The organism is Paenibacillus sp. CAA11 (assembly GCF_003060825.1).
In the GTDB taxonomy this organism is placed as follows: domain Bacteria; phylum Bacillota; class Bacilli; order Paenibacillales; family Paenibacillaceae; genus Fontibacillus.
Genome location: NZ_CP028922.1, coordinates 1193379 through 1217541 on the forward strand (window position 1 = coordinate 1193379; position 24163 = coordinate 1217541).

A 24163-nucleotide genomic window follows, 5' to 3' on the forward strand; every position below is an offset into this window, starting at 1 on the left:
GCAAAATATAACTTAGTAAAAGGCTCATCTTACGCAGATCAATCTGGGTTAAGATGAGCCTTTTCATATGATTCAGGCAGCTCTGGTGATAAGGAAGGGAGAGCAGCTAACTTGCTTTTGGTCTCTTCGCAGCGATGGCAACTTGCTTAGATTTCTGCCCATGAGGCTTATCCTGTCCATACCGGATGAAGATCCACACCCCGGCAAGGATGAACAGGCCTGCGATCAGCTGCAATGCGGTCAGGCTTTCTTTCAGAAGGAAGTAAGCCAGAATTGTAGAGAAGACGGGCTCGCCAAGGACAGCCATGGAGACAGAGGATGCACTCATATATTTAAGCAGCCAGTTGAACAGGTAATGTCCGAACAAGGTAGGAACAATCGCCAGAAGCAGGAAGATTCCCCATTCCCGCGGAGCGTAGCCGCCAAAAGAGTACCCCTGAAAGAGATTATATACCGCAAGGGAGGAGGCAGCTATCGCAAACACCCAGAAGTTATATACAAATGCACTCAGGGATTCACGAAGATGCTTGCCGATCAGCATATGTACCGCTACGGCAATCGTTCCAAGCAGAGAAAGTCCGTCTCCAAGCAGGGCTGAGCTTGATAGTCCAAAATCGCCAGAACCGATAGCAATGGAGCCGATAACTGCGATGGCCATGCCTAGCACCATCATTCGATTGGTCTTAGCGCCGAACAGCCAGTAGGAGCCGATGGCGATCAGGATAGGTTCCAGGGTCAGGATCACCGTAGAGCTGGCCACAGTGGTCAGCCGTAGTGAGCTCATCCACAGCAGGAAATGAAGCCCCAGCATGACTCCGGATAGGCAGAGCAGCAGCCACTGCCTTGAAGTAAGCCCGAACAGGGTGCGGCGGTATTTCCATACAAGCGGCAGCATAAGCAGATTGGTCAAGTAGAGCCGGTACATGGCGACGACGGAGACCTCAGCATTTGACCAGCGAACGAAGATGGAAGAGAATGAGATGGCAAGGATTCCAACTACATACAAAATTTCAAAAGAATGTCTGCCTTTGTGATTGTCCATGTTAAGCTATAGCATCTCCTATAATAACTTTGTCTGTGGCCGTCTGCGGCACAGGCAGATTCGATTATAGCACAGGATGATTCAAGCCGTTGCAAGTTTTTACGGGTTTTAGATTAACCGCTGATAAATCGCAAATTGAGGGTAATAATGATATGCTTAAGGCATGACCTACACAGGCAATTAGACTAAGAAGCGAGGAATGGTTATGATTCGATTCGGAGTTATAGGTACTAATTGGATTACCGAGCGATTTCTGGAGGCTGCCCGTGAGGCTGAAGGCTTCGAGCTTGCAGCAGTTTACTCTAGAACGGAAGAGAAGGCTAAGCAATTTGCGGAGAAGCATGGGATTCCCCAGTGGTTTACAAGCATCGAGGAACTTGCTGCATCCGAGCATGTGGATGCCATATACATAGCAAGTCCCAATTCCCTGCACGCCCAGCAGGCTATGCTGTGCATGAATCATGGCAAGCATGTGCTCTGTGAGAAGCCGCTTGCTTCCAATGTGCATGAAGTCCGGCAGATGCTTGATACAGCAGAGCGCAACGGAGTGGTGCTCATGGAAGCGCTGAAGACGACCATGCTGCCCGCTTTTGAGGCGATTCGGATGCAGCTGCCGAAGCTGGGCAAGGTGCGGCGTTATTTCGCTAATTACTGCCAGTACTCTTCGCGTTATGATGAATATAGACGAGGCAATGTGCTGAATGCCTTCAAGCCCGAGTTCTCCAACGGTGCCTTGATGGATTTGGGCATCTACTGCTTGTACCCGCAGGTAGCACTGTTTGGCAAGCCTTCTGTGATCAAAGCGACAGGGGTTATGCTGGAATCCGGTGTTGATGGAGAAGGATCGATTGTTACTGGATATGAGGGAATGGATGCTGTCGTCATGTATTCCAAAATCACGGATTCTTCGCTGCCTTCTGAAATCCAGGGAGAGGATGCCTGCTTGGTAATTGATAAGATTAGCGAACCTAGTGAACTCTTCATCCGTTACCGGGATGGCCGAGAAGAACGCGTTGAGGTTCAGCAGGACAAGCCGGTTATGACGTATGAGGCGATCGAGTTTATGGAACTGATCCGTCAAGGCAATCAGCAGTCTGCTACCAACTCGTGGGCTACTTCCCTTGCTGTAGCCGAGATTATGGAAGAGGCGCGCAAGCAGCTGGGGCTTGTCTATCCGGCGGATCAGCAGCAATAAGAGTATGATGAAAAGGGACTCCTCTTAGTCCATGGTCTGTCTCTATGGTTAGCCTAAATTTAACCATCGGACAGTTCAGGATAAGGGAAGTCCCTTTTACTTTAGATAATTTCATGTGTCGATGCTAGAAAGTGTCACTGCTGGAAGCTTCCTTGGAGAGAACCGGGTGTCCTCAGAGGGGATTCCGCACTGCTAAGAACGGGACATTCCCTAAAGGCTAAATGTTTACAACCTAAGCAATGGCTGCTGTTAACTTGGTTCAGTGCAAAAGACAAGGCTTCATCAACGTGCTCGAAGGCACGCTCTGCTCCAATTAAATCCCAAGTCCCCGTTCTCTTGATCAGGCTTAGAGGCTGAGGACGAAGGCCCACAACGACAACAAGAACCCCTAGATTTATGTACTCCCGCACAATGGCAGCAAAATTAGCTTCACCGGTTGTGTCCATGAAGGGAACCTTGCCCATTCGTAGAATCAGCACCTTGAGATCAGAGGCTTCACCTAGGCGAAGCTTGGAATTCTCCAGCGATCCCGTCACACCAAAGAACAAGGGGCCCTCCATATTATAGATTTCTACCTGAGGGCAGTCATGATCTTCTGATACCATATGCGGCATAATCTTATTCTTCAAGGTAGGATCCGGCAGCACCTTGTCTACCTTCAGAGAACGGCTCATCTGGAAGAAGAACATGGCAACAGCGAGCGCCAGCCCGGCTTCCACAGCGGTAGTAAGTGTTGTAAGTACGGTCAGCAGGAAGGTTACAACTAGAATGAAGGAATCTCCTGTTTTGGTCCGAAGCATATGAGTGAATGACTTCCGCTCACTCATATTCCATGCCACCATCATCAGGATCGGCGCCATGCTGGCCAGCGGGATATGGGAGGCATAAGGTGCGAATAGCAATACCACCAGCAGAACGATGAACCCATGAACGACTCCTGAAATAGGAGATACGGCACCGTTCTTGATATTGGTCGCTGTTCTTGCAATGGCGCCGGTCGCCGGGATCCCTCCGAACAGTGGGGCAGCCATATTGGCGATGCCTTGTCCAATTAGCTCCCGGTTGCTGTTATGGCGGACTCCGGTCATTCCATCAGCAACCACGGCGGACAGGAGGGATTCAATGCTTCCAAGCATGGCTATGATGAGAGCAGGCTGAATTAGGTTAACTATTTGATCCAAGCTTATAGGGAGCCAGTGAAACTGTGGCCATCCGCCGGAAATGGGACCATAGGTTGAACCGATCGTAGCAACCTGTCCAGGGAACAGCCAGGCGGCGGCGAGCGTAGAAATCAGCAGACCTACTAGAGAACCTGGTATTTTCGGCAGAATTTTGGGCGTGAGGAGAAGTGCTGCAAGGCATAGGCAGGCGGTGATAACGCTATAGAAGTTGATCGAGGGCAGCCTTAACCCGATTTCACGCATATTCGAGAGAAAGTCCTCATGCCGCTTCATGCCTGTGAGTCCCAGGAAGCTGGCAATTTGCCCGGTGAAGATCGTAACAGCGATGCCCGCTGTAAATCCAATGGTCACCGGCTTAGGGATATATTTGATCAGGGTACCTATTTTGAAGATGCCCATCAGGATGAGGAAGAAGCCGGCCATGAATCCTGCGATGAGAAGATTCTGGTAACCGTACTGCATGACGATCGCGAGTAGAATGGGGATAAATGCACCGGTAGGCCCTCCAATTTGGAACCTAGAGCCTCCGAAGAGTGCGATGAGAATACCCGCAATGATGGTGGTATAAAGCCCGTACTCCGGCTTAACGCCGGAAGCGATGGAGAAGGCCATTCCCAAAGGAATGGCAACAATACCGACAATACTCCCTGCAATAAGATCCTGTCGTAATGAAGAAAGCTGATAACCTTGATAACGTCCTGTCCATTTCATTCATACAAACCTTCTTTTCCTTCTTCTTTAATGGAGCTTTTCTATCATTTAGTTCTCTTTCATAACTTCCAGCAGCGAAATGGCCTCAACCAAATGGTTGTTAAAAATTTGTCTTGCTACAGCAAGCAGATCTTTGATCAGAGGGTCCCGGAGAGAGTAGATGACAGAGGTCCCTTCCTTGGCACTGTTGACCAGATTCTTGGACCGCAAAACCGCCAGCTGCTGTGATACGGCTGATCCCTCAGACCCGAGCAGGGCTTGAAGCTCATTCACATTTCGCTCTCCCTCGCTCAGGACTTCAAGAATTCGAATACGCATCGGATGCGCAAGGGCCTTGAAGAATTCCGCTTTGAACTGCTGAATATTTGCATCCATGGGTTACACCTCTTTTCATTTGATTATTTATATCTCTGAAAGTTTGAATATTTGAAGAATACAGTAGAGTGGGAGGGATTTCTGTGATTTTTTTAATGCTCGGCCCATTTCATATAGGATAAAACAGAACAAAAGGATACGACATCTAGACAAATAAAATCATGTTAATGAATTTGATAGTGTATGATATTCCCATAGAAAGGGGAGGAACTCATGCTTAAAGAGCGGATCGATTACTTGTGCAAAAAGAAAAATATCACCCGCAAGGAATTGGTGGAGGGCCTTGTGACCCCCGCTCACTTTGCCAACATCCTTGCTGACCGGTACCCCCTCGCGGAAGATTTGGCGGAGCGTATCGCAAAGCGACTTGGCGTAACGCCGGAGTATTTGCTGAACACCGCATCATGCCGTGAGGAGGTGCTGCAGCGGGCAGATCAGATCTTCAATCAATTAGCAGATGGCGCCAGCTCTATCGCTGAATCGGAGGTTCATGCTCTGCCTGACCGGGATGATGCACTGGTGGTCGAGCTGACGACGGCATTGATGAAGGCCATTTATTATCAACAGCTGAATGATAGAACGGCTTATGACTATTTACATACTTCTTATTTAAATTACTACCTGGACAAATACGGCCGTCCAGACGAAATTGACTTGCCTCTTCCGCTTCAAAAGGCGCTGCTGCTATATAAGGTCCAGTATTTCAGATCCAAGCATATGTACTTCGACGTGCAGATTCATGTGACACGCCTGCATAGCTTGCTGCCACCCGGAACAGAGGTTTGGCTGACCGTGCAAAATCTGCGCATGGAGGCTTATATCTACATCAAGGAATATGAGCAGGCGAAGCAGGTGTTCGAGGATACGATGAAGCTGGTCTATGAGAACAGGCTGTTCCACCGCTTATCCGGTCTTTATGTAGCCTATAGCGGTTACTGCTACACGATGGGTTTAACCCAGGAGGCGCTATCTGCGCTCGCTATGGCTGAAGCGAACCTTGTTTATGCGCAGCGGCAAGGCGATTTGCTGACGGCGATTATGAATAATCGGATTGTGATGCTGACTCTGATGGGAGAACTGGATCAGGCGCTTGAAGAGATTGCCAGATTCGAGAGTATGGTGGACAGAGAGGCTGAAGAAGTCAGTGAAATGTTGAGACCAGTAACCCAGCTATACCGCTGTGAGGTTGCCTTTATGCGGAAGGATTGGGTGGAGCTGTTACAGCGAGTTGAGCAGCTGAAGCAGGATGTGCTGACAACAGACCAGCGAATGGCCTGTACCTTTTATAAGAGTCAGTTGGCCTTGTCCCAAGGGGATACAGTGAGCTTTACACAGCATGCGCTGGAGTGTCTGCCTTATTTCGAAGATACCCAGCAGGCCATCCGGCTTGAGCAGCTGTATGAGACATTGGCAATGGTCTCGGAGGATCAGCGGAAATATAAAGAATCAAGCAGCTATTACCGCAAGCTGGTCTATCTTTTAAGGAAAAAGTAGTCTTTGGATCACCAGGAAGCTGCAAAATGGTGCTCATATAGAGAAACAGAGTAGCCGATTTTCGGAATTTGTATTGTACTCTTCAGGGGAATCGCCGGAATAATGTTGTTTTTAACATGCTTTAAAGGGGGAAAAGTCCGAGTCTATTGTATGCTGCCAGATCTATTGCTGCCCTTCTAGCGCCGCAGATATACTTAAATCAGCAAGAATAATTGGCAAAGGGAGCGATAGACATGGGCTTATTCGGTAAGAAGAACAAATCGGACAACGCACTGGATCAGGCGGATCAACTGATGAATAAAGGACTTACAGGCATGTTGATGAAGGGATTCATTCCGAAGGAGCAGCGGGATCGGATGAATCAAAGCTTGGCTTCTGCAAAAAATGCCCAGCTGGCCGAAGCGGGAGGCCTACCGATAACGGCAACGGGAATTGTAATATCTATAACGGATACCGGCAAGCTGGTGAATTTCGATCCGATTGTAATTCTAGTGCTGCAGGTGACCGAGCAGGAAGGAACCCAATATCAGAAGAGCATGGAGACATTGGTTTCTAAGATGCAGATTCCTCGTCCCGGAGATCGTGTAGGCCTGGGGCAGCATCCGGCAAATCCTGCCGAACTCATCTATATGGGGTTACTCTCATCATAATCCTAAGGCGTAGAAAGGAATGATATTAAAGATGCGAAAGTTATTGACAACCATAGGGTTACTGCTGGTATTTGGCACAGGATTCTCACCTATGCTTGCCAACTGGCTGTGGGATGATCCTTTCTTGGCTATGGATTCCGCTTGGTTTAGACCTCTGCTGTATACCGGTATTGCCTTGATTTTTGTGCCGACGATTCTGTTTAGCATTTTCGGTGCAGGCCGTGTCACAAAGGGACAGTCTGCCGTAGGGGTGATCACTGAGGTGCAGCAGACGGGAACCCAAATCAATGGCCAGCCTGAGGTTAAGCTGAGATTCATGGTAACGAAACCTGGGGAGGAGAAATATCCGGCTGAGCTCACCACCGTTATTCCGCTGACATCGCTGGCGGAATTCCAGCCTGGGAGCATGGTACCGCTGATCGTCTCGGAGAAGAATAATCGCAGGATCGGCCTTGACCTGAACAGTCAATTATCTTTAGAGCAGCTGCAGTCCATGATGAACGAACAGATGGTGAAGCAAGGGGCCTCTTCGGAAATGATGAAGCTGGCAGCATCCGGGCAGAAGGCATATGCCAAGATTATAGGGATAACCCCGCTCGGCAGCGCGGGTGAAGATCGGGTTAAGCTAAGCGTTGAACTAGAGATTACTGGACCTGATGGGGCTACTTTCCGGGTGAACACGCAGAAGGAACTGGCTGCTTCCATGTTGCCAAAGGTACAGCCGGGACAAGTGATCCAGGTGTTCTATTCTAAGGAGGACCCCTCGAAGGTGGCCTTTGCGCTTCAAGCTGATGAACAGGCCATCCGTCAGGCATTTGGCTCAGCTTGAATAATTAGATAGAATAAAAGGCCGGAAGAAGCGGGCAGCAGCCCCCTTTTCCGACCTTATTTAAGTTTATTTTACATTAGGTACTTCAACGCCCGGATCAACGTCGGCTTCGTAATCTACGCCGTTCATCTCGAATCCGAATAGCTGGAAGAATTCGCGCCGGAAGCCTTCCAAATCGGTCAGATCATAGATGTTATCGGATGTAATTTCATCCCATATTTTTGAAACCTCGGCTTGAACATCCTCGCGCATTTCCCAGTCATCGATACGAATACGACCCTTCTCATCCACAGGAACATTACCGGCGGTATACAGACGTTCAGAGAACAGACGGTACATCTGTTCAATCGTACCCTCGTGAATCCCTTTCTCCTTCATCACTTTATAGAGAGCGGACATATAAAGCGGGACGACCGGAATAGCCGAGCTGGACTGGGTGACGAGCGCTTTGCTTACCACCACGTAGGCACGTCCTCCGCCGGAGGACAGCTCCTGGCTCAGGGCCTGTGCGGTTGCTTCCAGATGGTCCTTCGCTTGGCCGATAGTGCCTTCCCGGTAGATCGGCTGCGTAATTTGTGAACCGATATAGGAATAAGCGACGGTCGTGGCATTTTCGGCAAGGGCGCCTGCCTGACGCAGCACATCGATCCACTGCTTCCAGTCGTCGCCGCCCATTACGGCCACGGTCTCTTGAATTTCCTGCTCGGTAGCTGATTCCAGCGTAACGGTGCTGATCTCACCTGTGTGGAAATTCACGGTTTTGTTCGTGTAAGCAGGTCCGATCGGCTTCAGAACGGAGTTATAGGTCCGTCCTGTCTTCGGATCGGTCCGCCGCGCCGAAGCGACGCTGTAAATGACCAGGTCAACCTGGCCAAGCTCCTTGCGGATTAGTTCAGCAGTCTTCGCCTTGGTCTCATCCGAGAAGGCATCTCCCGTGACGCTGAACGACTTGAGGCCAGCCTCCTGTGCGGCCTTCTCAAAGGCAGCCGAGTTGTACCAACCGGCTGAAGCGGTTCTTGTTCCCGCAGCGGTGCTCGGGCGATAGACACCTACGGTGTTCGCTCGGGCTCCAAAAGCGGCTACGATGCGGGAAGCAAGGCCGTACCCGGTGGAAGCGCCGATGACCAGCACATTGCGCGGGCCTTGAAGCGCTGCTTGGGCGGTAACATATTCAATTTGCTGTTCTACTTGGCGGGCACAGCCTGTCGGATGAGCCGTGGTACAGATGAACCCGCGGGTTCTTGGTTTTATAATCATATTTGTGAGTTCCTTTCCTTACATCCCATTCAGACGTGATCTCTTTTTAAATTTGAAATGACCTATTTCTATTTTACCTATTTTTCCGAAAACGAAAAGATTGTAGCCTTCAAGGCATTCCAAGTAGAGCCGTGGTTTGGTGCGGCTCCTTAGCCATTATACATAAAAAAGAGCTTGACCACATCCCGCCTTCTAACATGCCTTGGAAAAAGCTTTTGTAGGCGGATGTCACAAATCGGGTGGTTCATAGCGTTACATGTATATAAACGGACGACAGGAGGTGATTCCTTGAAACCGACCTACCCCGGGGAGGAACGAGACAAAGAGTATATTGAGTTCATTGTCGACCAAGTGAAGGCAGGAAGTACGCAGTCATTTGAAATTCTAATCCATGCCTTTGAGAAACAAATATACAGGTACTGCTATTGTATTCTGAAGAGCAGGGAAGAGGCAGAGGATGCAGTTCAGGATGTCTTTATCAAGGTTTATCAGGACATTCAGCTTTACCAGCGACAGGTGTCATTTTCCGCATGGCTGCACAAGGTGGCCTACCATCAGTGCTTGGATCGGATTAGGAAGCAGAGCCGCTGGCAGCGCCTCATTCTGCACTACAAGGAACAGCAGCCTGCGCAGTACGTGAAGGATACGAACCCAGATATAGACCAAATGCTGAATCAGTTGAACACGGAGGAGAGAAATCTTCTGCTGCTTAAGGTGGTTGAACAATACAGCTTTGAAGAGATTGGCCAGATTATGGACGTAAAGCCTGCCACGCTGCGCAAGAAATATGAGCGGCTTCGCAAGAAGCTGATCCAGCAAAAAAACACTGAGGGAGGAATGAAACATGGACAAGTCGTCAAACCAGGCTGAATCCTTGAAGCTGGCCCGGATCAGGAAAGCGATTTTGGACATGGATATGCCGCAAGAAAGCTATAGCAAACAAATTATGAATAAGATCGGAGTGAATGAAATGGTACAAAAGAAAAATAAGTTTATGAAGAAAACGTTGGTGGCTGCTGCTGCAGTAGCTATTATGGGTGGAGGTGTGATTGGCAGCGGGTTTGTATCCCCAGCTATGGCGGATACCCTGAAGCACCTGCCTGTCGTAGGCAGTGTATTTGACAAGCTTCCAGACAAGAGCTTGAACGAAGCTGTTAAGAAAGGCTTAACTACAGCACCTGATCTTACAATAACTCATGATGGGGTTACCTTGAAGGTGAAAGAGGTTCTGTTCGACGGCTCACGTCTTTCTGTTGCCCTGGAGCGTCAAGGTGTTGAGGGCATAGGACTTGTTTCCGGTGAACAAAATCCGAAGGAAAAGGGCTACTTGGGTCTCCCAGACTTGAAGGTCAATGGAGAGACAAAACGGCTGTTTGGGGCCTTTGGAGAAGTTCCAAACTTCGATAACGTTGTAATGTTTGATGCTGTGAAGGATGTAGCATCCCTGCCTGATTCCTTCGAGCTTACCTTTGAGACCAAGGTATCCGGTGTGGCTGAACCGTTTACCTTCAAGATTCCAGTGAAAAAATTGGCAGTTCAGAAGGCGCTGAAGCCGGAAGCAAGCATCAGCGGCAGCGGTTACAGCTATACAGTGAAGGAGCTTACGCTCTCCCCCGCTTCAACTCGGCTGGTTATTGACGGGGAAGGGGTAGTACCTGCCAGTGCTGAACAAACAGGTAAATACGCGCCTTCGCAGCTGCGCTATGAAATTGTTGATGACCAAGGAAATGTACTTCAGTCGTCATTGCAAGGGGTTAAAATTGCCGGAACGGATACTAAGCATCATGACGAATTGGTGTTCAGTGCCGTCAAAGAAGGCGCTAAATCCATTACGATTAAGCCATATACGGAAACTATGGTTAAAGATGCGGGCTTCAATAAGGAATTGGGCTTGCCAAAAGAAGATGGCAAGAAGACTTATCTCAAAGATCTGGAGCTTACCGTTCCTCTGCAATAATCAAGAGGGCTCCCAAGGATCACAGCACAGAAAGACAATCCCCTATGTCAGGATGTTATCCTGGCACAGGGGATTTGTGCTTTATGAGTAGCTATAAAGTCTATGAATAGTGAATGGACAGCATATTCCAATAATACAAATATCCTGTATAGACTAGACAGATCACTGCGATCGAGCATTTGCCCATAACGGCAAGCTTACCGCCGGTTGGCCGGCGGCCGATTTTCCAGAGGAGATGAACGGCTATGATTGAAGCGACTACAGGAAGCAAAGACACGCCCCAGACATACCAGAGCGGATATCCGTAAGTGATCTCTGAAATTCCGTACATGAGTTGGATGACTAAGAAGACGGACATGAGCATAGAGATTGCAGCAATATGCCACGAAATGGGCTTCTTGGCTTTGCGAAATAACCGGAAGATGTACCGAAATAACCCTATGAGAAGCAACGCGACGAATAACAAACCTGGTCCGGCAAACAAGACAAGCAGGGTGGAAGGACGATGCCAGAACCCAGGCTCTTCATTCATCGTGATTTCCTGATCCAAGGTCATCTGCCAGCTGCCGCCCTCTTTATGGAACCACAGCTTTTCCCCGCCGCTTTCCTCCTGAAACAGCCCTTCCGCAATAGGAAGGTAATTCTTCTCTTGTGTCTCTCCTGTGCCATCTGGGAACACGCCCTTTAGAATCAGCTTCCCTGCCGCTGCCTTTACATCAAAATTTCGTCCACCCAAAAAGTATAACCATTTGCCCCATCCCTGCTTCGGTGAAGCCGCAAATGTGTACTTACGCTCGTAGATTTGCAGCTGCGCTTGAGACAGCTGGATTGGCTTTACGGCCTCCGGCTTATCTCCAAATAGCTGAATTACGCCATCCGTAACTTTGTCATACCCTTGCTTGCCGCTTGTTTCTGCATTACTAATGACCAATATCCCAAGCTTATGAGAAGGAATTAGCTCCATCTTAGCGCTGAAGCCGTCCACATTTCCTGTGTGAGATAATGCGACTCCGTCTGCCAGCTTGTTTCGGTACCATCCGTAGCCCAGCCCGTTCATTTGGGGTTGTTCAACAAACTGCTGTTTCTGCATGGTATCTACAGTAGATGGCTGAAGGATGCTCTTCCCTTGATAGCTTCCCTGATTTATCTGGGAGATCATGAAATGTGCTAGCTCCTCGGGAATGACACTGATTCCACCTGCTCCGGGAATATTCAAGTAGGAGTAGGGAATCTCTGTATACTGGCCATCTGAATACGCATAGGATTTTGCCATGTCAGGGTTATCCTTAGGCACAACCAGCCTCGCACTTGGCATGTTCAAGGGATTGAACAAGTGCTGTTTCATATATTCGCTTAGCTCCATCCCTGTCCGCTGCTCGATTAGATTGCCTACCAGCCCAAGACCTGCATTGCTGTAGGCATATTCCTTGCCGGGCTCTCGAATCGGCGGCTGCTGATCGAAGAATTGGCGCAGATATTGGCTGGCCGGAATGCTGTGCTCTGGCGAGAGGGCATGGATTTGATAGATGGATTCATCCAGGCCTGCCGTATGGGTCAGCAGGTGATGAAGTGTGATCGGGTTCTTACCATAAGAAGGGACTTTATAATCCTTTAAAAAAGTGTTGACATCGTCATGCAGGGTCAGCTTCCCTTGTTCTACCAGCTGCATCGCAGCCGTGGCGGTCACCGTCTTGGTCAAGGAGCCAATCCGCATGATGGTCTTGCCGGGACTGACGGGAGTTTTTCGCTTCAGGTCTGCATAGCCATATCCCTTGCTAAAGATGATTTGATCCCCTTGAGTAATGACGACTGCCGCTCCTGGAACATGGCGCCGGTCTATTTCTTCTTGCATAATCGGATTAATGATCTCTTCCAGATGGCTGGTAAGAGATTGCTGGCTTGAAGCCGGGGGAATAGAAGCTGCACGGGCTGCAGCTGGATATATGGCTGTAAAGACAAGGCAGCAGGACAGCGCCGATAGCAAGCCATAGAGTAATTTTCGCACAAATGTAACCTCCTCAATTTCTCTTTCGCAATTTACCATTCATCATATAATTCCTCTCTTACATGACCCTGCCGCGAATCTTAAATTCATCTTAAGTAAGTAAGTAATACAAGAAGTAATGTTAAAATAGATAGAAAATGCTGGGGAAATAAAGGTAGGGCTAGGGGGAGATACATATGCCTAAAACGATATTGTTGGTAGATGATGACCGGGACATTGTTGAGCTGCTAAGGCTGTTCCTGGAAAAGGGAGATTATAAGATCATAGAAGCTTATAACGGCACGGAGGCTTGGCGAGCTATTGAAGGGCAGCAGGTGGACCTGGCTGTGATTGATCTGATGATGCCTGAACTGGATGGAATTCAGCTGCTCAAGCTGCTGCGGACCGAGCATAAGATGCCGGTCATCATCCTCTCTGCCAAAAATCAGGACAGTGATAAAATCCTGGGCCTGCAATTAGGTGCCGATGATTTCATAGCCAAGCCCTTCAATCCGCTTGAAGTCGTAGCCCGCATTGAAGCCATGCTGAGAAGAACGTATGAATTCAATGAAGCATCAACACCTGCAGGCGAGGAGATGCAACAGGCCGAGCGAACGGTGATCGGCCGGTTGGAGCTTGATCCCGAGGAATGCGCGCTGTATAAGGATGGCTGCGAGATTGCGCTGACAGCGATTGAGTTTAAGCTGATCCAGACGCTGATGAAGTCTCCGGGGAGGGTATTTACGAAGAAACAGCTATTTGAGCAGGTGTGGTCTGATCCTTATTATGAGGATGCCAATACCGTCATGGTACATATCTCCCGGCTGCGGGAGAAGATTGAGGAAAATGCCAGACAGCCGGTATATATCCGGACGATTCGCGGATTAGGATACAAATTCGCAAGAGGGAATGAGCTCGAATGAACAAAAATTCGCTTTTTTATAGACTCATCAAGACCTATGTGTTCTTTGCCTGCACGATGGGAATCGTTGAACTGGTCTTTGTGGCGTTTATGGTGCATGTGGAGGGAGGCACCATTGATATTCGGCTGCAGTGGCTGCTGTTTTTTCTCCTCGTTTTCGGACTTCATGTCTGGATTTATAGTCTCTGGACCTCCAGACGGGTTACGAGGCCGCTAGAGGAAATAGCCGGCGCCATCCGTGAAATGAAGCAGGGGCGGTTCCATGAACGGCTTCATATTCAGGCAAGCCATGAATTTTTACAGATTCAGACGGACTTCAATGACATGGCAGAGACGCTGCAAAGAGCAGAGGCCGAGAATCTGAAGCTTCAGGAGAGCAAGCAGCGAATGCTTGTCGATATCTCTCATGATTTGAAGACGCCGATTACGACCATCCAGGGCTATGCGCAGGCACTGCAGCTTGGAATCGTGACCGATGAAGAACAGCGGAGAAAATACTTGCAGCTTATTTATAGCAAGTCTACGCTTGTCACAGGGCTAATCGATGATATATTCAATCTGTCCAAGCTGGACAGCCCGGATATCCCTTTGCATGCGGTGCCTGGAGATCTAGCCGAACTGCTGAGAGAAGCAGCGGCGGAGTATTATGAGCAATTCGAGGCGAAGGAGTTCACCCTGCAGCTGGATATTCCGCCGATTGAAGTGATCGTTTCTTATGATGAGAAGCTGCTGCAAAGGGCCGTGACCAATCTGTTGTCCAACGCCCTTCGTTATAATCCCCCCGGGACGGAGGTTACCCTCCGGCTCGAGGACCTTGGATCGGCGGTACACCTATCCGTGATCGATAACGGGATTGGTATTTCCGATGAGCTTAAAGCAGTCATTTTCGATCCCTTTGTACGCGGCGATGCGTCTAGGAAAGGGGATGGAGGAACGGGGCTTGGCTTGTCCATCGCACGGCAGATTGTAAGGCTGCATGGTGGAGAGCTAAGTTTGAACAATCAGCCGGGACAAACCTCCTTTGAGCTCGTGTTGTATCATGAAGGCAATTTGAAACGAACTTTGTAGGAAGAACTAAGCTTAACAAGAAGGACTTAAGGATCAAGGGAGAGGACATATGAAGCTGGTATCTTGGAATGTGAACGGCTTGAGAGCTTGTGTTAATAAAGGGTTCAATGAGTATTTCAGAGAGGTGGATGCAGATATCTTCTGCATTCAGGAGACGAAGCTGCAGGAAGGTCAAATTGTGATGGAGCTTGGGGAGAACTACGAGCTTTACTGGAACTGTGCCGAGAAGAAGGGATACTCAGGAACGGCCGTGTTCACCCGGAAGAAGCCTATAGCGGTAAGTCTTGGTATGGATGGAGTGGAAGACCCCGAGGGAAGGGTCATTACACTGGAATTTGCAGGCTTTTACCTTGTCAATGTGTATTCGCCTAATGCCCGCCGTGATCTGTCGAGATTGGACTACAGACTGGAGTGGGAGGACCAGTTCCGTTCCTACGTGGTGGACCTAGATAGACGCAAGCCTGTCATGATCTGCGGGGATATGAATGTCGCTCATCAGGAGATTGATCTGAAGAATCCGAAATCCAACCGGGGGAACTCCGGGTTCACGGCAGAGGAGCGGGAGAAGATGACACAGCTGCAGGCATCAGGCTTTATCGACACCTTCCGCCACTTTTATCCGGATCAGACGGACGCCTATACGTGGTGGTCTTATATGGCTAAGGTCAGGGAGCGGAATATCGGCTGGCGCATTGATTATTTTCTGGCTTCTGAAGCTTTGGCGCCCAACTTGGAGGATTCACGGATTGATACTCAAATCATGGGCAGTGATCATTGCCCGGTTGTACTTACTGTATCGGATGCCCTATCGTAAGCAGGCTTAAATTTGAACGGTCTTCTCGGCAACGGTATAATGAAGGTTGTACAAATTTGGAAGGGAGAGATAGAGCTTGAGTGAGAAGATCTTTGTGAGTCCGGGCAAATATGTACAAGGCAAGAACGTGGTGGATAAGACAGGTGAATATGTAAAGGCGTTTGGGAACAAAGCCTTGGTGATCGCCGATGAATTGGTATGGAAGATTGCTGCTGACCGGGTCGTACAGAGCCTGGAGAAATCCGGACTCACGGCCATTAAGGCCGAATTCAAGGGGGAAGCCTCGAAGAATGAGATTAGCCGGATCGCAGAGCAAGGACGCGGCCAGCAGGTGGATATGGTTATTGGTGTAGGCGGAGGTAAGACGCTCGATACGGCCAAAGCCGTTAACGAGCTGTTAAGCGGAGCCTGTGTCATTATTCCGACAACGGCTTCTACGGATGCTCCTACCAGTGCGCTGTCGGTTATTTATAGTGATGAAGGAGCCTTTGAGACGTACAGCTTCTTCCCGAAAAACCCCGATTTGATTCTCGTGGATACGAAGGTGATTGCTGGAGCGCCTCCGCTCTTCCTGGCCTCAGGCATCGCGGATGCGATGGCAACCTGGATCGAGTGCCGGGCTGTAATTGAGGCTAGGGCCAAGACGATGGCTGGAGGACTGCCGACCTTAGCGGCTGAGGCTATTGCCAAGAAGTGCGAGGAGACCCTATTCGATTATGGGCTTCAAGCCTACGAGTCGGTCAAGCGGAAGGTGGTTACTCCGGCACTTGAAGCCGTTATCGAAGCGAATACGCTTCTTAGTGGGCTTGGCTTCGAGAGCGGCGGATTGGCGGGCGCCCACGCCATCCACAACGGCTTTACGGTGCTGGAAGGGGACATTCATCATTTGACCCATGGCCAGAAGGTAGCCTTCGGCACTTTGGTGCAGCTGGCGCTGGAGCAGCGTTCACTGGCGGAGATTGAACGCTATATTGATTTCTATCTGAAGCTGGATCTGCCCGTTACCCTGGAGGATATCAAGCTTGGCGATACGCCGCGCGAAGACCTGTACCGGGTTGCCGAAGCGGCGACCAAAGAGGGCGAAACGGCTCATAATCTCCCGTTCCGCGTTACTGCAGAGGATGTGCTGGATGCCATCCTGGCAGCAGATCAATATTCCCTGGCTTATAAACGCAAAATGGGTCTGATCGATTAAGCTAGGGCAGCAGCTGACGAATAAGCATAAAGAGGGGTGTTCTCGCAAGCCATAGAACTGGCTTTAGGCGAGAACACCCCTCTTTGATGTGCCTGCTGTTCGGTTCACCCGGGGCGGCTATTCTTGGCCCTGCTTCAATTCCTGAGTAGAAGCCGGGCTCTGTCTCCAGAAAATTCTGTGCCTTGTCTTACTGATCTTCTCGTAGAATAGTAGAGGTTCTTTCTTGAAGATTTGTCTGACCAGATAGAGGAAGAACCAAATGTCCATGATCAACACACCCAGGCCGAATGGAATTTTCCCGATTATAGGGAGAACCTGCATGGCATCCAGCAGAAGCCGGTTTAACCCGAAGACAAGCCAGTACAGCAGCCCGTAGCGAATGAACAGAGCGGACAGCGGGATACGCTTATCCTCGTCCTCTCCCACAAGCTGGATGCGGACAAGCCATTTACCGAGTGTCCGTCCTTGGGTAAGATAGGGAATCAGCATGAAGTAAACTCCGCTGGATACCCAGAAGGCCAAGGGGACTTTGGTAATCAGGCAGAATACCAGCACAATCATCCAGCCGGCAAAGTCAAAGAGAAAAGCCACGCCTCTGCGGGTATAGGATACCCGCTTGGCGGCAACGTCTACATCGTGGTCCAGGGACTCAACTCTAGGAAGAAGCCCGGAGAACCATTCGGCCAGCAGGAAGCCTATGATGCCCCCCAGCGTATTGGACATCAGATCGTCCACATCAAAGACGCGGTAAGGATGGTCATAGATGCCATAAATCCCTGTCAGCTGGGTCACTTCGAAGGACAAGGACAGAGCAAAGGACAAGATAATACAGCGCAGCCAGCCGGTGCGGAAATAATAACGCAGAAACATACCGAACGGCACGGTCAGCATCATATTAAAGACGACCTGGAGGAAGGCTCGTTCTTTGATCAGATGCAGATAGGTTGAAGGCTGGCTTGGAATTACGGACGTTTCTCTCATAATATCCTGAATAAAGTTGAACGGCAGAAGCTGCAGTGCTCCGCCGTGCAGCGGCATATTGTGTCGCGATGCCGGCAGGGGAAGCATGACCAGATAATAAACGTTCATCAAATAGAGCAGCATCAAGTACAGAATGAACGCCCTGAACTTATTTACATAGCCATATTTGCGGTACTGCACAATCAGGAATGGCAGCGTGAAGAATAGGGCTGCAATCGGAAAAGTCAGGAACGCATAAGAAATAGGAAAGAGATAAGACTGAAGCAATGTACACACCTGCATTTCTATATGTAATAAACCGCGCATGTTTTTAGCGCTTTTTCATCTTAACATATTGTTTATATAACCGGGTTTAAGATATGTTTAAAAAAATATTCAGAACTTTATTTTCCTTTTTTTGGAGCAAGCTAAAAAAGTGATATTGTTTCTTTCATAGACGGGTTATACTTAAGTATTCAATTATGCAATTAATCGATATTCACCAGGGGGGGGACCGATGGATACACCAAATGAATCATCACTTCGAAAAAAGCTTCGGCCAAGGCATATCAGCTTTATGGCCATGGGGGGCGTTATAGGCACAGGGATCTTTAAGGGCAGCGCAGAGACTATCGGCTTGGCCGGACCGGGAGTTGTAATCTCCTATGTCTTTGCCGGATTGCTCTTATTGGTAGTCATGGGGGCTATGGCTGAGATGGCCACCGTATATACCAATAGGAACATTAAAGATTTTATCCGCGAAGCCTTCGGCAAGCACGTCTCATTTATTACCGGATGGCTGTACTGCTTCATGTGGCTGTCTGTATGCGTCATTGAGATTATTACCGCAGGCAGCTTCCTGCAATACTGGTTCCCCGAGGTGCCGCTATGGGGGCTGAGCTTGGCCTGCGCAGCGCTCATCATTCTAATTAATATGATGAGCGTAGGCAGCTTCGGTGAAGCGGAATTTTGGCTGGCCGGTATTAAGATCGCGATGATTGTTATTTTTATAGTGCTTGGGGCTTGTATTATGTTCGGGATTATCCCTACTTCGGATACGCCGTACTTCCGCAACTTCACAGAGCATGGCGGATTTTTGCCGAACGGCTGGTCGACCGTCGTCTCGGCACTGCTCGTCGTAACCTTCTCCTACGGGGGGTCAGAGCTGATTGGGCTTACGCTCACCGAGACGGAGAATGCGGAGAAGGTGCTCCCCAAGGTGGTTCGCAGCTTCATTCTGAGAGTTGTCTTATTCTATACGCTTCCAATTCTTGTTATCTGCGGATTAATTCCATGGAATCAGCTGAGCGGCCAGGAGAGTCCTTTTGTGCAGGTGCTCTCAGCAACGGGGCTTGCGGGCGCGGCTCATGTCATTAATTTTATTCTGGTTACTGCGGTGCTGTCCGCTGCGAATTCGGGTATATATGGCGCGACTAGAATGCTGTATTCTATGGCGGCTGCTGGAGAGGCGCCCAAGGTTTTGGCGAAGACTTCAAGCCGCGGGACGCCAACCTATACGCTTGTATTATGCGCTGGGATTCTTGTAGCCGGAGCTCTGCTGGGGTTCTTTGCGCAGGATCAGCTCTTTCGCATCCTGATGGCCGTACCAGGCTTTGTGGTTGTGCTTGTATGGCTGTGTATCTGCTTGTCACAGCTGAAGCTGCGAGGCAGATATCCGGTCAAGCCTAGCTTCAGGCTCTGGGGCTTTCCTTATATCACGGGACTGACAGTGCTTTTCCTAGCGATTATTGCGCTGTTGTTCATGCTTGATGAACAGAACCGGATCAGCATTTCAGTTTGTGTTGGGGTTGTGGTTCTACTGATTATAAGCTCTCTGTTTAAATTCCGACCAAACAGGCATGCAGAACAGCAATAAGGGCAACATACATGTAAGAGGAGATATGCACATTAAGGGAGGGGCCGCTAAGAATGCGGTCCTTTTCTTTGTTTACACGGGCAAAATAGAGATAGGACCCATAAGGGGCTTGAAAAGGAGTTGAAAATAAGATATATTATTTGACGAGTCAATAATTGATGCATCAATAAATTACTAACAATTGATTTGCGCTTAATTATATTTGCGAATCGAGGTGAGCTCCTATTTGTTCTTTGGAAGGCAGTCCGATTCTTGACCAGCTTCTTAGTATCAACAAGCAGATTGCCGCCAAGTTTGAAAGATGCGCGGGCATCAGCCCGTCCAGACTGCAAATCCTCCACCTTCTGTATCTGGTGGAAGAGATGAGTCAGGCTTCCTTGCAGAAGGAGATTGGCATTGACGGCGCTGCGGTAACACGTCATTTAAAGCAGCTTGAGGCTGACGGAACTGTTACACGCCGAACCAATCCGGAGGATAACCGAATTACCCTCGTTAAGTTAACGGAGTTTGGGCGCTCGAATATTGCCCGCTACAAGCAGGAGAAGGAACAGTTTGTATCCCGGATGCTCGAGGGCTTCAACGATGCTGAGCTGCAGATGCTTTCCGGGTTGATGCAGAGGCTGAACTACAATTTGAGCCAGGTTTAAATATTAGAGGAGGAATACGAGTAACTATGAGTAAAATCAATGATTTCAGAGAGATTGCCCTTGGGCGCAGATCTATTAAAAAGTATGATCCGGCGGTAAAGATTAGCCGTGAAGAAATGACAGAGATTCTTGCGGAGGCTTCGCGTGCCCCATCTTCGGTAAATATGCAGCCATGGCGCTTCTTGGTGATTGAAAGTGAAGAAGGCAAGGCGAAGCTGGCTCCGCTTGCCCGGTTCAACCAGCGCCAGGTGGAGACCTCGGCGGCGGTAATCGCTGTGTTCGGCGACTTGAACAGCTTTGATTACGCAGAGACGATTTACGGTGAGGCTGTTAAGCAAGGCTTTATGCCACAGGATGTGAAGGATACGATGCTTCCTAAATTGGCAGCTTACTATGGGAGCCTGGATCCAGTAGTGAATAAAGAGACCGTATTGATCGACAGCGGCCTTGTCTCCATGCAGCTGATGCTTGCGGCACGTGCACATGGCTACGATACGAATCCTATCGGCGGTTACGAGAAGGATCAAATCGCGGAAGCCTTTGGACTGGATAAGGACCGTTATGTACCGGTGATGCTGATCAGCATCGGCAAGGCGGCTGAAGAGGGATACGGTTCCGTTCGTCTTCCGATTGACCAGATTGCCGAGTGGAAATAATATATTTTTAGGACAGGAGAGGATTTAAAGATGATTATTATTCACGCAGGATTTCAACTTCAAGCCGATCAAGAACAAGCTTTTCTGAAGGAAATTGCTCCATTGATCCAAGCGTCTCGGCAGGAGGCTGGCAATATCTCATACCAGCTGTTCAAGAGTGTAGATCAAGAGCTTGCCTACACAATGGTTGAGGTTTGGAAGGACCAAGCTGCGGTGGCAAGCCATAATGCCAGCGAGCATTTTACAGCATTCACAGCGAAGGCGGGCCAGTTTTTGGCAGCACCGCTTGACATCAAGGCTTTTAACGGTGAACCGCTGCAAGGTTAATATCTATATATAGCATAAGTACAATGAGAAGGCTGATCCCCTGAGGGATTGGCCTTTTTTATGTGAAGTGGCAGGTCTCCTGTATAAAATAGTTGCTTTACCAAGTGGATTAATTTATCATCTAATTAAATATAAATCTAATTTGATGTTTATATAATTAGCGATAAACCTAAACACGAGGAGGCACTGAAATGTCAAACCATTCGGCATTTACGGTGATTCGCAGGAGAAAGGGATATGCCGGCTTATTTCTTGCAGGAATCATTAACGGGATAGGGGACCGGTTTAGCCAAGTGGCTATGCTGTCCCTGCTGCTTAACCTTACCGGCTCCGGGATGGCGGTTGGCTTGACGATGGGCCTCCGCATTGTACCGTATTTGCTGCTTGCGCCCGTTGGGGGAATGCTTGCATCCAAGCTATCGCGCAAGGCGATTATGGTGGCGGCTGACCTGCTGCGCGTCCCTTTTGCACTGTCCTTTCTGCTTGTCCGCTCGGCCGAAGATGTGTGGATTGTCTATGCAGCCAGCATGGCCTTGGCAGCGGGGGAGGCTCTTTATGCTCCTGTTCGCAAATCGGCGGTACCGCTGCTGGTCAAGCTCGAAGAGCTGCTGGCCGTGAACGGCTTAGAGCAGGCTTTGACAGGCTGTGTGCTTGTCATTGGCGCCGTGACCGGCGGAGCGGTCTCACTGTGGCTTGGCTCCAGTTGGGCATTTATTCTAAATGCCTTGTCCTTTCTAACGACGGCTGGCGTTATTTATCGGATTAACTTCACTCCTCTTAACAAGGAAGAGGGGACGAAGGGACAAGCGGACGCTAAGCAGATGAAGACGCAGGACTCAAACCGTGCTTCATACACAAGCTTGGGTGCACTGATCGCCGGCAGCCTTGTGGTGCAAATTGCGCTGGGATTTGAGCTGCTTGTCCCGCTTTTCAATGGCCTGGAGAATGTGCTGATCAGCGTTTATGCCATTCAGGTATTTGGCGCAGGCGATCTGGGGGTGGGGCTGATGTATGGAGCCATCGGTACAGGCCTAATATTAAGCATGTTTGCAGGAAGATTTATAGATAAGGGCAGGAAGGCGGTCATCTGGGGAGCCATGGGCTGCCTTATGCTTGAGGGGATTCTGATGATACTCATGAGTGCGGCACCCGCCTTGTGGACCGCATGCGGCATATATTTGGTGCTTACCTTTGCCGGAGGGGTTGGTAATGCCTGTCTGGACACCGCGCTGATGCGTGAGCTGCCTGAGCAGCGGCAGGGTCCGATGTTTGGGCTGTTGGCCGCTTTGGGAGGCGCACTAATGGGCTTGTCCATGCTGGGTGCGGGAGTTCTGCTGGAATGGTTCGATCCTAGAACCGTAGGAAGGTTAGGCGGCCTTGGATATGCAGCAAGTGCCTTGCTGCTGGCGCTCTATTGGTTCGTGGGGAGGGGACATGCCCGGAGAAAAGAGAGGGAGGAGAAGCCCCTTCCCAGTTCACCAACACGCTGACAAGGGGCATGATAAGAACGATAGGAAGCGGCCGTTTAGATCTTAGGTCTTGTATCTACAACCAATCGGTGGACCAAGATGGAAGAACCAGGCGGCTGCTAAGCTTCGCCGAAGCCCATTCATACGCTAGCTTCGGCGAAAATAGCCCTGCCCGAGCGACCAAGAGGCCGCTCTTCCTAACCGATCGTTTCTACGACATTGCCTTCCTGGTCCCTGATCTGGGTAGGGATGATCTGGAAGCTAAGCCCTTTAATCGCGCTGAGCTCGAACGTCCCCGCGACCGGCTTGAGATGCCGGGCAAGCTCTGTGACAGCGGCATCATTCAGCTTGATTCTGATGCCGCTTTCTTCCCGCTCAAAGCCGGGTTGATCTGCGGGGTCAAAAATGACCTGAACGCCTTTACCCACAAGGGAGAGGGATCTTCCCTTCGTGATGCGGCCTGTGATCAGCTTGCCAATGATGCCTGCTTGCTTGGCGCCCAGCGTGATCTCATCAGCTGATCCTTTGAAGAACCCTTTCTTGATCCGCTCTGCCGCCAGCTGATCTACAGCCAGGAAGCCTGTGCTCGAACCTTCACTCTCGCTGCCGAGGCGTACACTTTCCGCTACCGATTCCTGCTCAAGAACAGAGTCACGCATCAAATCGGTGATGTATAGAGGCATTTGCGCCTTGCAGGCAGCAAGAACACCGCTAGTATTCCAGATTTGCATCGCTTCAAGCTCATCCCCGGTAATGCCCACCATCTGCAGAAACTCTACTTTCCCGTTAGGAGTATCGATCTGTGGTAGGAAGGGATCGTCCGTAAATGCCAATGCTGTTAGCTTGGTAGGAGAACCCAAACAAATAGGGCCGTTGGCATCCAGATAGTCTCCGCTGTTGAAGATGTTGCCGCTATTAAACACATACCGCCCCATGTTCTGCAGCAAATTCAGCGCCCAGCCCGGCGGCTCCTCTTCGCCAGCTGGCCGGCTCAGGCGCAGCGTAAGTTCAAAGCCGTATCCACTGTATTCGGCATTGTCAGATTCTTTATCATATAGCTCGGAGAAGCCATAGGTCACAAAATGCCAATGGGGGACCGGGTCGTTCACCTCGTATACACTAATTCCATCCAATGGATCAGGTCCCCCGAGCATATAGGAAATCATCGTTCCGTAATGCTTCGGCTCCTGATCGCCGTATATCTTCTGAAGGGCCGTATCTATTGCATCCCAGCCCGCAGTTCCAGCTTCTTCACTCATTCCCTAATTCCTCCCATGCTCATTTGGGAGATATTTTAACATCAAATCTGGACGTGCTCAAATTTCATAGAATAATAAGTATAGCTATATAGATTGAACTAAAGTTTTACATTGAATTTTCTGTTATCACGGCCTAATACTGTCCTATAACGTTCATTTCTTTAGTTCATTCTATATATTTTCTCTATTGAGTTCGCTTCAAGCAGCCCTTATATTGGAACAACACATGTTCGCTTGGCTTTTTGGAAATTGCTGAGAATATGATAGACTATGAAGAAGTACCTCTCCTAAGGAG

22 protein-coding genes are annotated in these 24163 nt (G+C 49.5%); 15 read left to right on the forward strand and 7 right to left on the reverse strand.

The genetic code is table 11. The features are described 5' to 3' along the window. Nucleotides 1-106 precede the first annotated feature (106 nt). Nucleotides 107-1042, reverse strand: a complete 936-nt coding sequence (locus tag DCC85_RS05450) for a DMT family transporter (protein ID WP_108464660.1) — start codon at nucleotides 1040-1042, stop codon at nucleotides 107-109. Nucleotides 1043-1247: 205 nt separating this feature from the next. Between DCC85_RS05450 and DCC85_RS05455 the strand changes: the two genes are divergently transcribed. Then, nucleotides 1248-2237, forward strand: a complete 990-nt coding sequence (locus DCC85_RS05455; RefSeq protein WP_108467744.1) for a Gfo/Idh/MocA family protein — start codon at nucleotides 1248-1250, stop codon at nucleotides 2235-2237. Between the two features lie 134 nt (nucleotides 2238-2371). Here the strand turns inward: DCC85_RS05455 and DCC85_RS05460 are convergent, their stop codons facing one another. After that, a complete protein-coding gene (locus DCC85_RS05460; protein WP_108464661.1) occupies nucleotides 2372-4129 on the reverse strand; it encodes a SulP family inorganic anion transporter in 1758 nt (585 codons plus the stop codon). 48 nt (nucleotides 4130-4177) lie between these two features. After that, complete coding sequence (locus DCC85_RS05465; RefSeq protein WP_108464662.1) at nucleotides 4178-4504, reverse strand: ArsR/SmtB family transcription factor; 327 nt, start codon at nucleotides 4502-4504, stop codon at nucleotides 4178-4180. A 213-nt stretch (nucleotides 4505-4717) separates the two neighbouring features. Here DCC85_RS05465 and DCC85_RS05470 point away from each other — a divergent pair, with 213 nt between their 5' ends. The 3 genes from DCC85_RS05470 (at nucleotide 4718) to DCC85_RS05480 (ending at nucleotide 7477) form a co-directional block, all read left to right on the forward strand. Beyond that, nucleotides 4718-5998, forward strand: a complete 1281-nt coding sequence (locus tag DCC85_RS05470; protein WP_108464663.1) for a helix-turn-helix domain-containing protein — start codon at nucleotides 4718-4720, stop codon at nucleotides 5996-5998. Nucleotides 5999-6231: 233 nt separating this feature from the next. Then, nucleotides 6232-6648, forward strand: a complete 417-nt coding sequence (locus tag DCC85_RS05475) for a hypothetical protein (RefSeq protein WP_108464664.1) — start codon at nucleotides 6232-6234, stop codon at nucleotides 6646-6648. Between the two features lie 31 nt (nucleotides 6649-6679). Further along, the gene (locus DCC85_RS05480; protein WP_108464665.1) at nucleotides 6680-7477 is read left to right on the forward strand and encodes a hypothetical protein; all 798 of its coding nucleotides are present in this window, start codon (nucleotides 6680-6682) and stop codon (nucleotides 7475-7477) included. Between the two features lie 66 nt (nucleotides 7478-7543). Here DCC85_RS05480 and fabV read toward each other — a convergent pair whose 3' ends face one another. Beyond that, nucleotides 7544-8734, reverse strand: coding sequence for an enoyl-ACP reductase FabV (gene fabV / locus DCC85_RS05485; RefSeq protein ID WP_108464666.1), 1191 nt, complete (start codon nucleotides 8732-8734; stop codon nucleotides 7544-7546). A 288-nt stretch (nucleotides 8735-9022) separates the two neighbouring features. On the opposite strand from fabV, the gene DCC85_RS05490 reads away from it, so the two are divergent. Both DCC85_RS05490 and DCC85_RS05495 read left to right on the forward strand, forming a co-directional pair. Further along, complete coding sequence (locus tag DCC85_RS05490; RefSeq protein WP_108464667.1) at nucleotides 9023-9604, forward strand: RNA polymerase sigma factor; 582 nt, start codon at nucleotides 9023-9025, stop codon at nucleotides 9602-9604. Next, nucleotides 9579-10691 (forward strand): DUF4179 domain-containing protein, encoded by a 1113-nt coding sequence (locus tag DCC85_RS05495; RefSeq protein ID WP_108464668.1) that lies wholly within the window; start codon nucleotides 9579-9581, stop codon nucleotides 10689-10691. The genes DCC85_RS05490 and DCC85_RS05495 overlap by 26 nt, the downstream gene beginning before the upstream one ends. A gap of 100 nt (nucleotides 10692-10791) precedes the next feature. On the opposite strand, the gene DCC85_RS05500 is transcribed toward DCC85_RS05495, so the two are convergent. After that, nucleotides 10792-12696: a serine hydrolase domain-containing protein gene (locus tag DCC85_RS05500; RefSeq protein WP_159081795.1), complete on the reverse strand. Its 1905-nt coding sequence runs from the start codon at nucleotides 12694-12696 to the stop codon at nucleotides 10792-10794. Nucleotides 12697-12872: 176 nt separating this feature from the next. On the opposite strand from DCC85_RS05500, the gene DCC85_RS05505 reads away from it, so the two are divergent. The 4 genes from DCC85_RS05505 (at nucleotide 12873) to DCC85_RS05520 (ending at nucleotide 16674) form a co-directional block, all read left to right on the forward strand. Then, complete coding sequence (locus tag DCC85_RS05505) at nucleotides 12873-13598, forward strand: response regulator transcription factor (RefSeq protein ID WP_108464670.1); 726 nt, start codon at nucleotides 12873-12875, stop codon at nucleotides 13596-13598. Next, a complete protein-coding gene (locus tag DCC85_RS05510; protein ID WP_108464671.1) occupies nucleotides 13595-14665 on the forward strand; it encodes a HAMP domain-containing sensor histidine kinase in 1071 nt (356 codons plus the stop codon). Before DCC85_RS05505 ends, DCC85_RS05510 begins: the two co-directional genes overlap by 4 nt. Before the next feature lie 49 nt (nucleotides 14666-14714). Next, on the forward strand, nucleotides 14715-15479 hold the full coding sequence (locus DCC85_RS05515) for an exodeoxyribonuclease III (protein WP_108464672.1): 765 nt from the start codon (nucleotides 14715-14717) through the stop codon (nucleotides 15477-15479). A gap of 76 nt (nucleotides 15480-15555) precedes the next feature. Then, nucleotides 15556-16674: a glycerol dehydrogenase gene (locus DCC85_RS05520; RefSeq protein ID WP_108464673.1), complete on the forward strand. Its 1119-nt coding sequence runs from the start codon at nucleotides 15556-15558 to the stop codon at nucleotides 16672-16674. Nucleotides 16675-16791: 117 nt separating this feature from the next. Here DCC85_RS05520 and DCC85_RS05525 read toward each other — a convergent pair whose 3' ends face one another. After that, nucleotides 16792-17922, reverse strand: coding sequence for a VanZ family protein (locus DCC85_RS05525; protein WP_108464674.1), 1131 nt, complete (start codon nucleotides 17920-17922; stop codon nucleotides 16792-16794). A gap of 229 nt (nucleotides 17923-18151) precedes the next feature. On the opposite strand from DCC85_RS05525, the gene DCC85_RS05530 reads away from it, so the two are divergent. From DCC85_RS05530 to DCC85_RS05550, 5 genes are all read left to right on the forward strand, one after another. Then, nucleotides 18152-19510, forward strand: a complete 1359-nt coding sequence (locus DCC85_RS05530; protein ID WP_108464675.1) for an amino acid permease — start codon at nucleotides 18152-18154, stop codon at nucleotides 19508-19510. A gap of 233 nt (nucleotides 19511-19743) precedes the next feature. Then, entirely contained in the window at nucleotides 19744-20157 is a 414-nt protein-coding gene (locus DCC85_RS05535; protein ID WP_234414355.1) for a MarR family winged helix-turn-helix transcriptional regulator, read from the forward strand. Nucleotides 20158-20183: 26 nt separating this feature from the next. After that, the gene (locus DCC85_RS05540; RefSeq protein WP_108464677.1) at nucleotides 20184-20813 is read left to right on the forward strand and encodes a nitroreductase family protein; all 630 of its coding nucleotides are present in this window, start codon (nucleotides 20184-20186) and stop codon (nucleotides 20811-20813) included. Nucleotides 20814-20843: 30 nt separating this feature from the next. Further along, nucleotides 20844-21140, forward strand: coding sequence for a putative quinol monooxygenase (locus DCC85_RS05545; RefSeq protein WP_108464678.1), 297 nt, complete (start codon nucleotides 20844-20846; stop codon nucleotides 21138-21140). A gap of 191 nt (nucleotides 21141-21331) precedes the next feature. After that, nucleotides 21332-22630 carry an MFS transporter gene (locus DCC85_RS05550; RefSeq protein WP_108464679.1) on the forward strand — a complete coding sequence of 433 codons (1299 nt, stop codon included), beginning with the start codon at nucleotides 21332-21334 and terminating at the stop codon, nucleotides 22628-22630. 176 nt (nucleotides 22631-22806) lie between these two features. Here DCC85_RS05550 and DCC85_RS05555 read toward each other — a convergent pair whose 3' ends face one another. Next, complete coding sequence (locus tag DCC85_RS05555) at nucleotides 22807-23868, reverse strand: suppressor of fused domain protein (protein ID WP_108464680.1); 1062 nt, start codon at nucleotides 23866-23868, stop codon at nucleotides 22807-22809. Between the last annotated feature and the right edge of the window lie 295 nt (nucleotides 23869-24163).

Bases quoted from the DNA above. Each gene is read 5' to 3' on its own strand.
- DCC85_RS05450 (WP_108464660.1), bottom strand. From the start codon at position 1,042: ATGGACAATCACAAAGGCAGACATTCTTTTGAAATTTTGTATGTAGTT.
- DCC85_RS05455 (WP_108467744.1), top strand. From the start codon at position 1,248: ATGATTCGATTCGGAGTTATAGGTACTAATTGGATTACCGAGCGATTT.
- DCC85_RS05460 (WP_108464661.1), bottom strand. From the start codon at position 4,129: ATGAAATGGACAGGACGTTATCAAGGTTATCAGCTTTCTTCATTACGA.
- DCC85_RS05465 (WP_108464662.1), bottom strand. From the start codon at position 4,504: ATGGATGCAAATATTCAGCAGTTCAAAGCGGAATTCTTCAAGGCCCTT.
- DCC85_RS05470 (WP_108464663.1), top strand. From the start codon at position 4,718: ATGCTTAAAGAGCGGATCGATTACTTGTGCAAAAAGAAAAATATCACC.
- DCC85_RS05475 (WP_108464664.1), top strand. From the start codon at position 6,232: ATGGGCTTATTCGGTAAGAAGAACAAATCGGACAACGCACTGGATCAG.
- DCC85_RS05480 (WP_108464665.1), top strand. From the start codon at position 6,680: ATGCGAAAGTTATTGACAACCATAGGGTTACTGCTGGTATTTGGCACA.
- fabV (WP_108464666.1), bottom strand. From the start codon at position 8,734: ATGATTATAAAACCAAGAACCCGCGGGTTCATCTGTACCACGGCTCAT.
- DCC85_RS05495 (WP_108464668.1), top strand. From the start codon at position 9,579: ATGGACAAGTCGTCAAACCAGGCTGAATCCTTGAAGCTGGCCCGGATC.
- DCC85_RS05505 (WP_108464670.1), top strand. From the start codon at position 12,873: ATGCCTAAAACGATATTGTTGGTAGATGATGACCGGGACATTGTTGAG.
- DCC85_RS05510 (WP_108464671.1), top strand. From the start codon at position 13,595: ATGAACAAAAATTCGCTTTTTTATAGACTCATCAAGACCTATGTGTTC.
- DCC85_RS05515 (WP_108464672.1), top strand. From the start codon at position 14,715: ATGAAGCTGGTATCTTGGAATGTGAACGGCTTGAGAGCTTGTGTTAAT.
- DCC85_RS05530 (WP_108464675.1), top strand. From the start codon at position 18,152: ATGGATACACCAAATGAATCATCACTTCGAAAAAAGCTTCGGCCAAGG.
- DCC85_RS05540 (WP_108464677.1), top strand. From the start codon at position 20,184: ATGAGTAAAATCAATGATTTCAGAGAGATTGCCCTTGGGCGCAGATCT.
- DCC85_RS05545 (WP_108464678.1), top strand. From the start codon at position 20,844: ATGATTATTATTCACGCAGGATTTCAACTTCAAGCCGATCAAGAACAA.
- DCC85_RS05550 (WP_108464679.1), top strand. From the start codon at position 21,332: ATGTCAAACCATTCGGCATTTACGGTGATTCGCAGGAGAAAGGGATAT.
- DCC85_RS05555 (WP_108464680.1), bottom strand. From the start codon at position 23,868: ATGAGTGAAGAAGCTGGAACTGCGGGCTGGGATGCAATAGATACGGCC.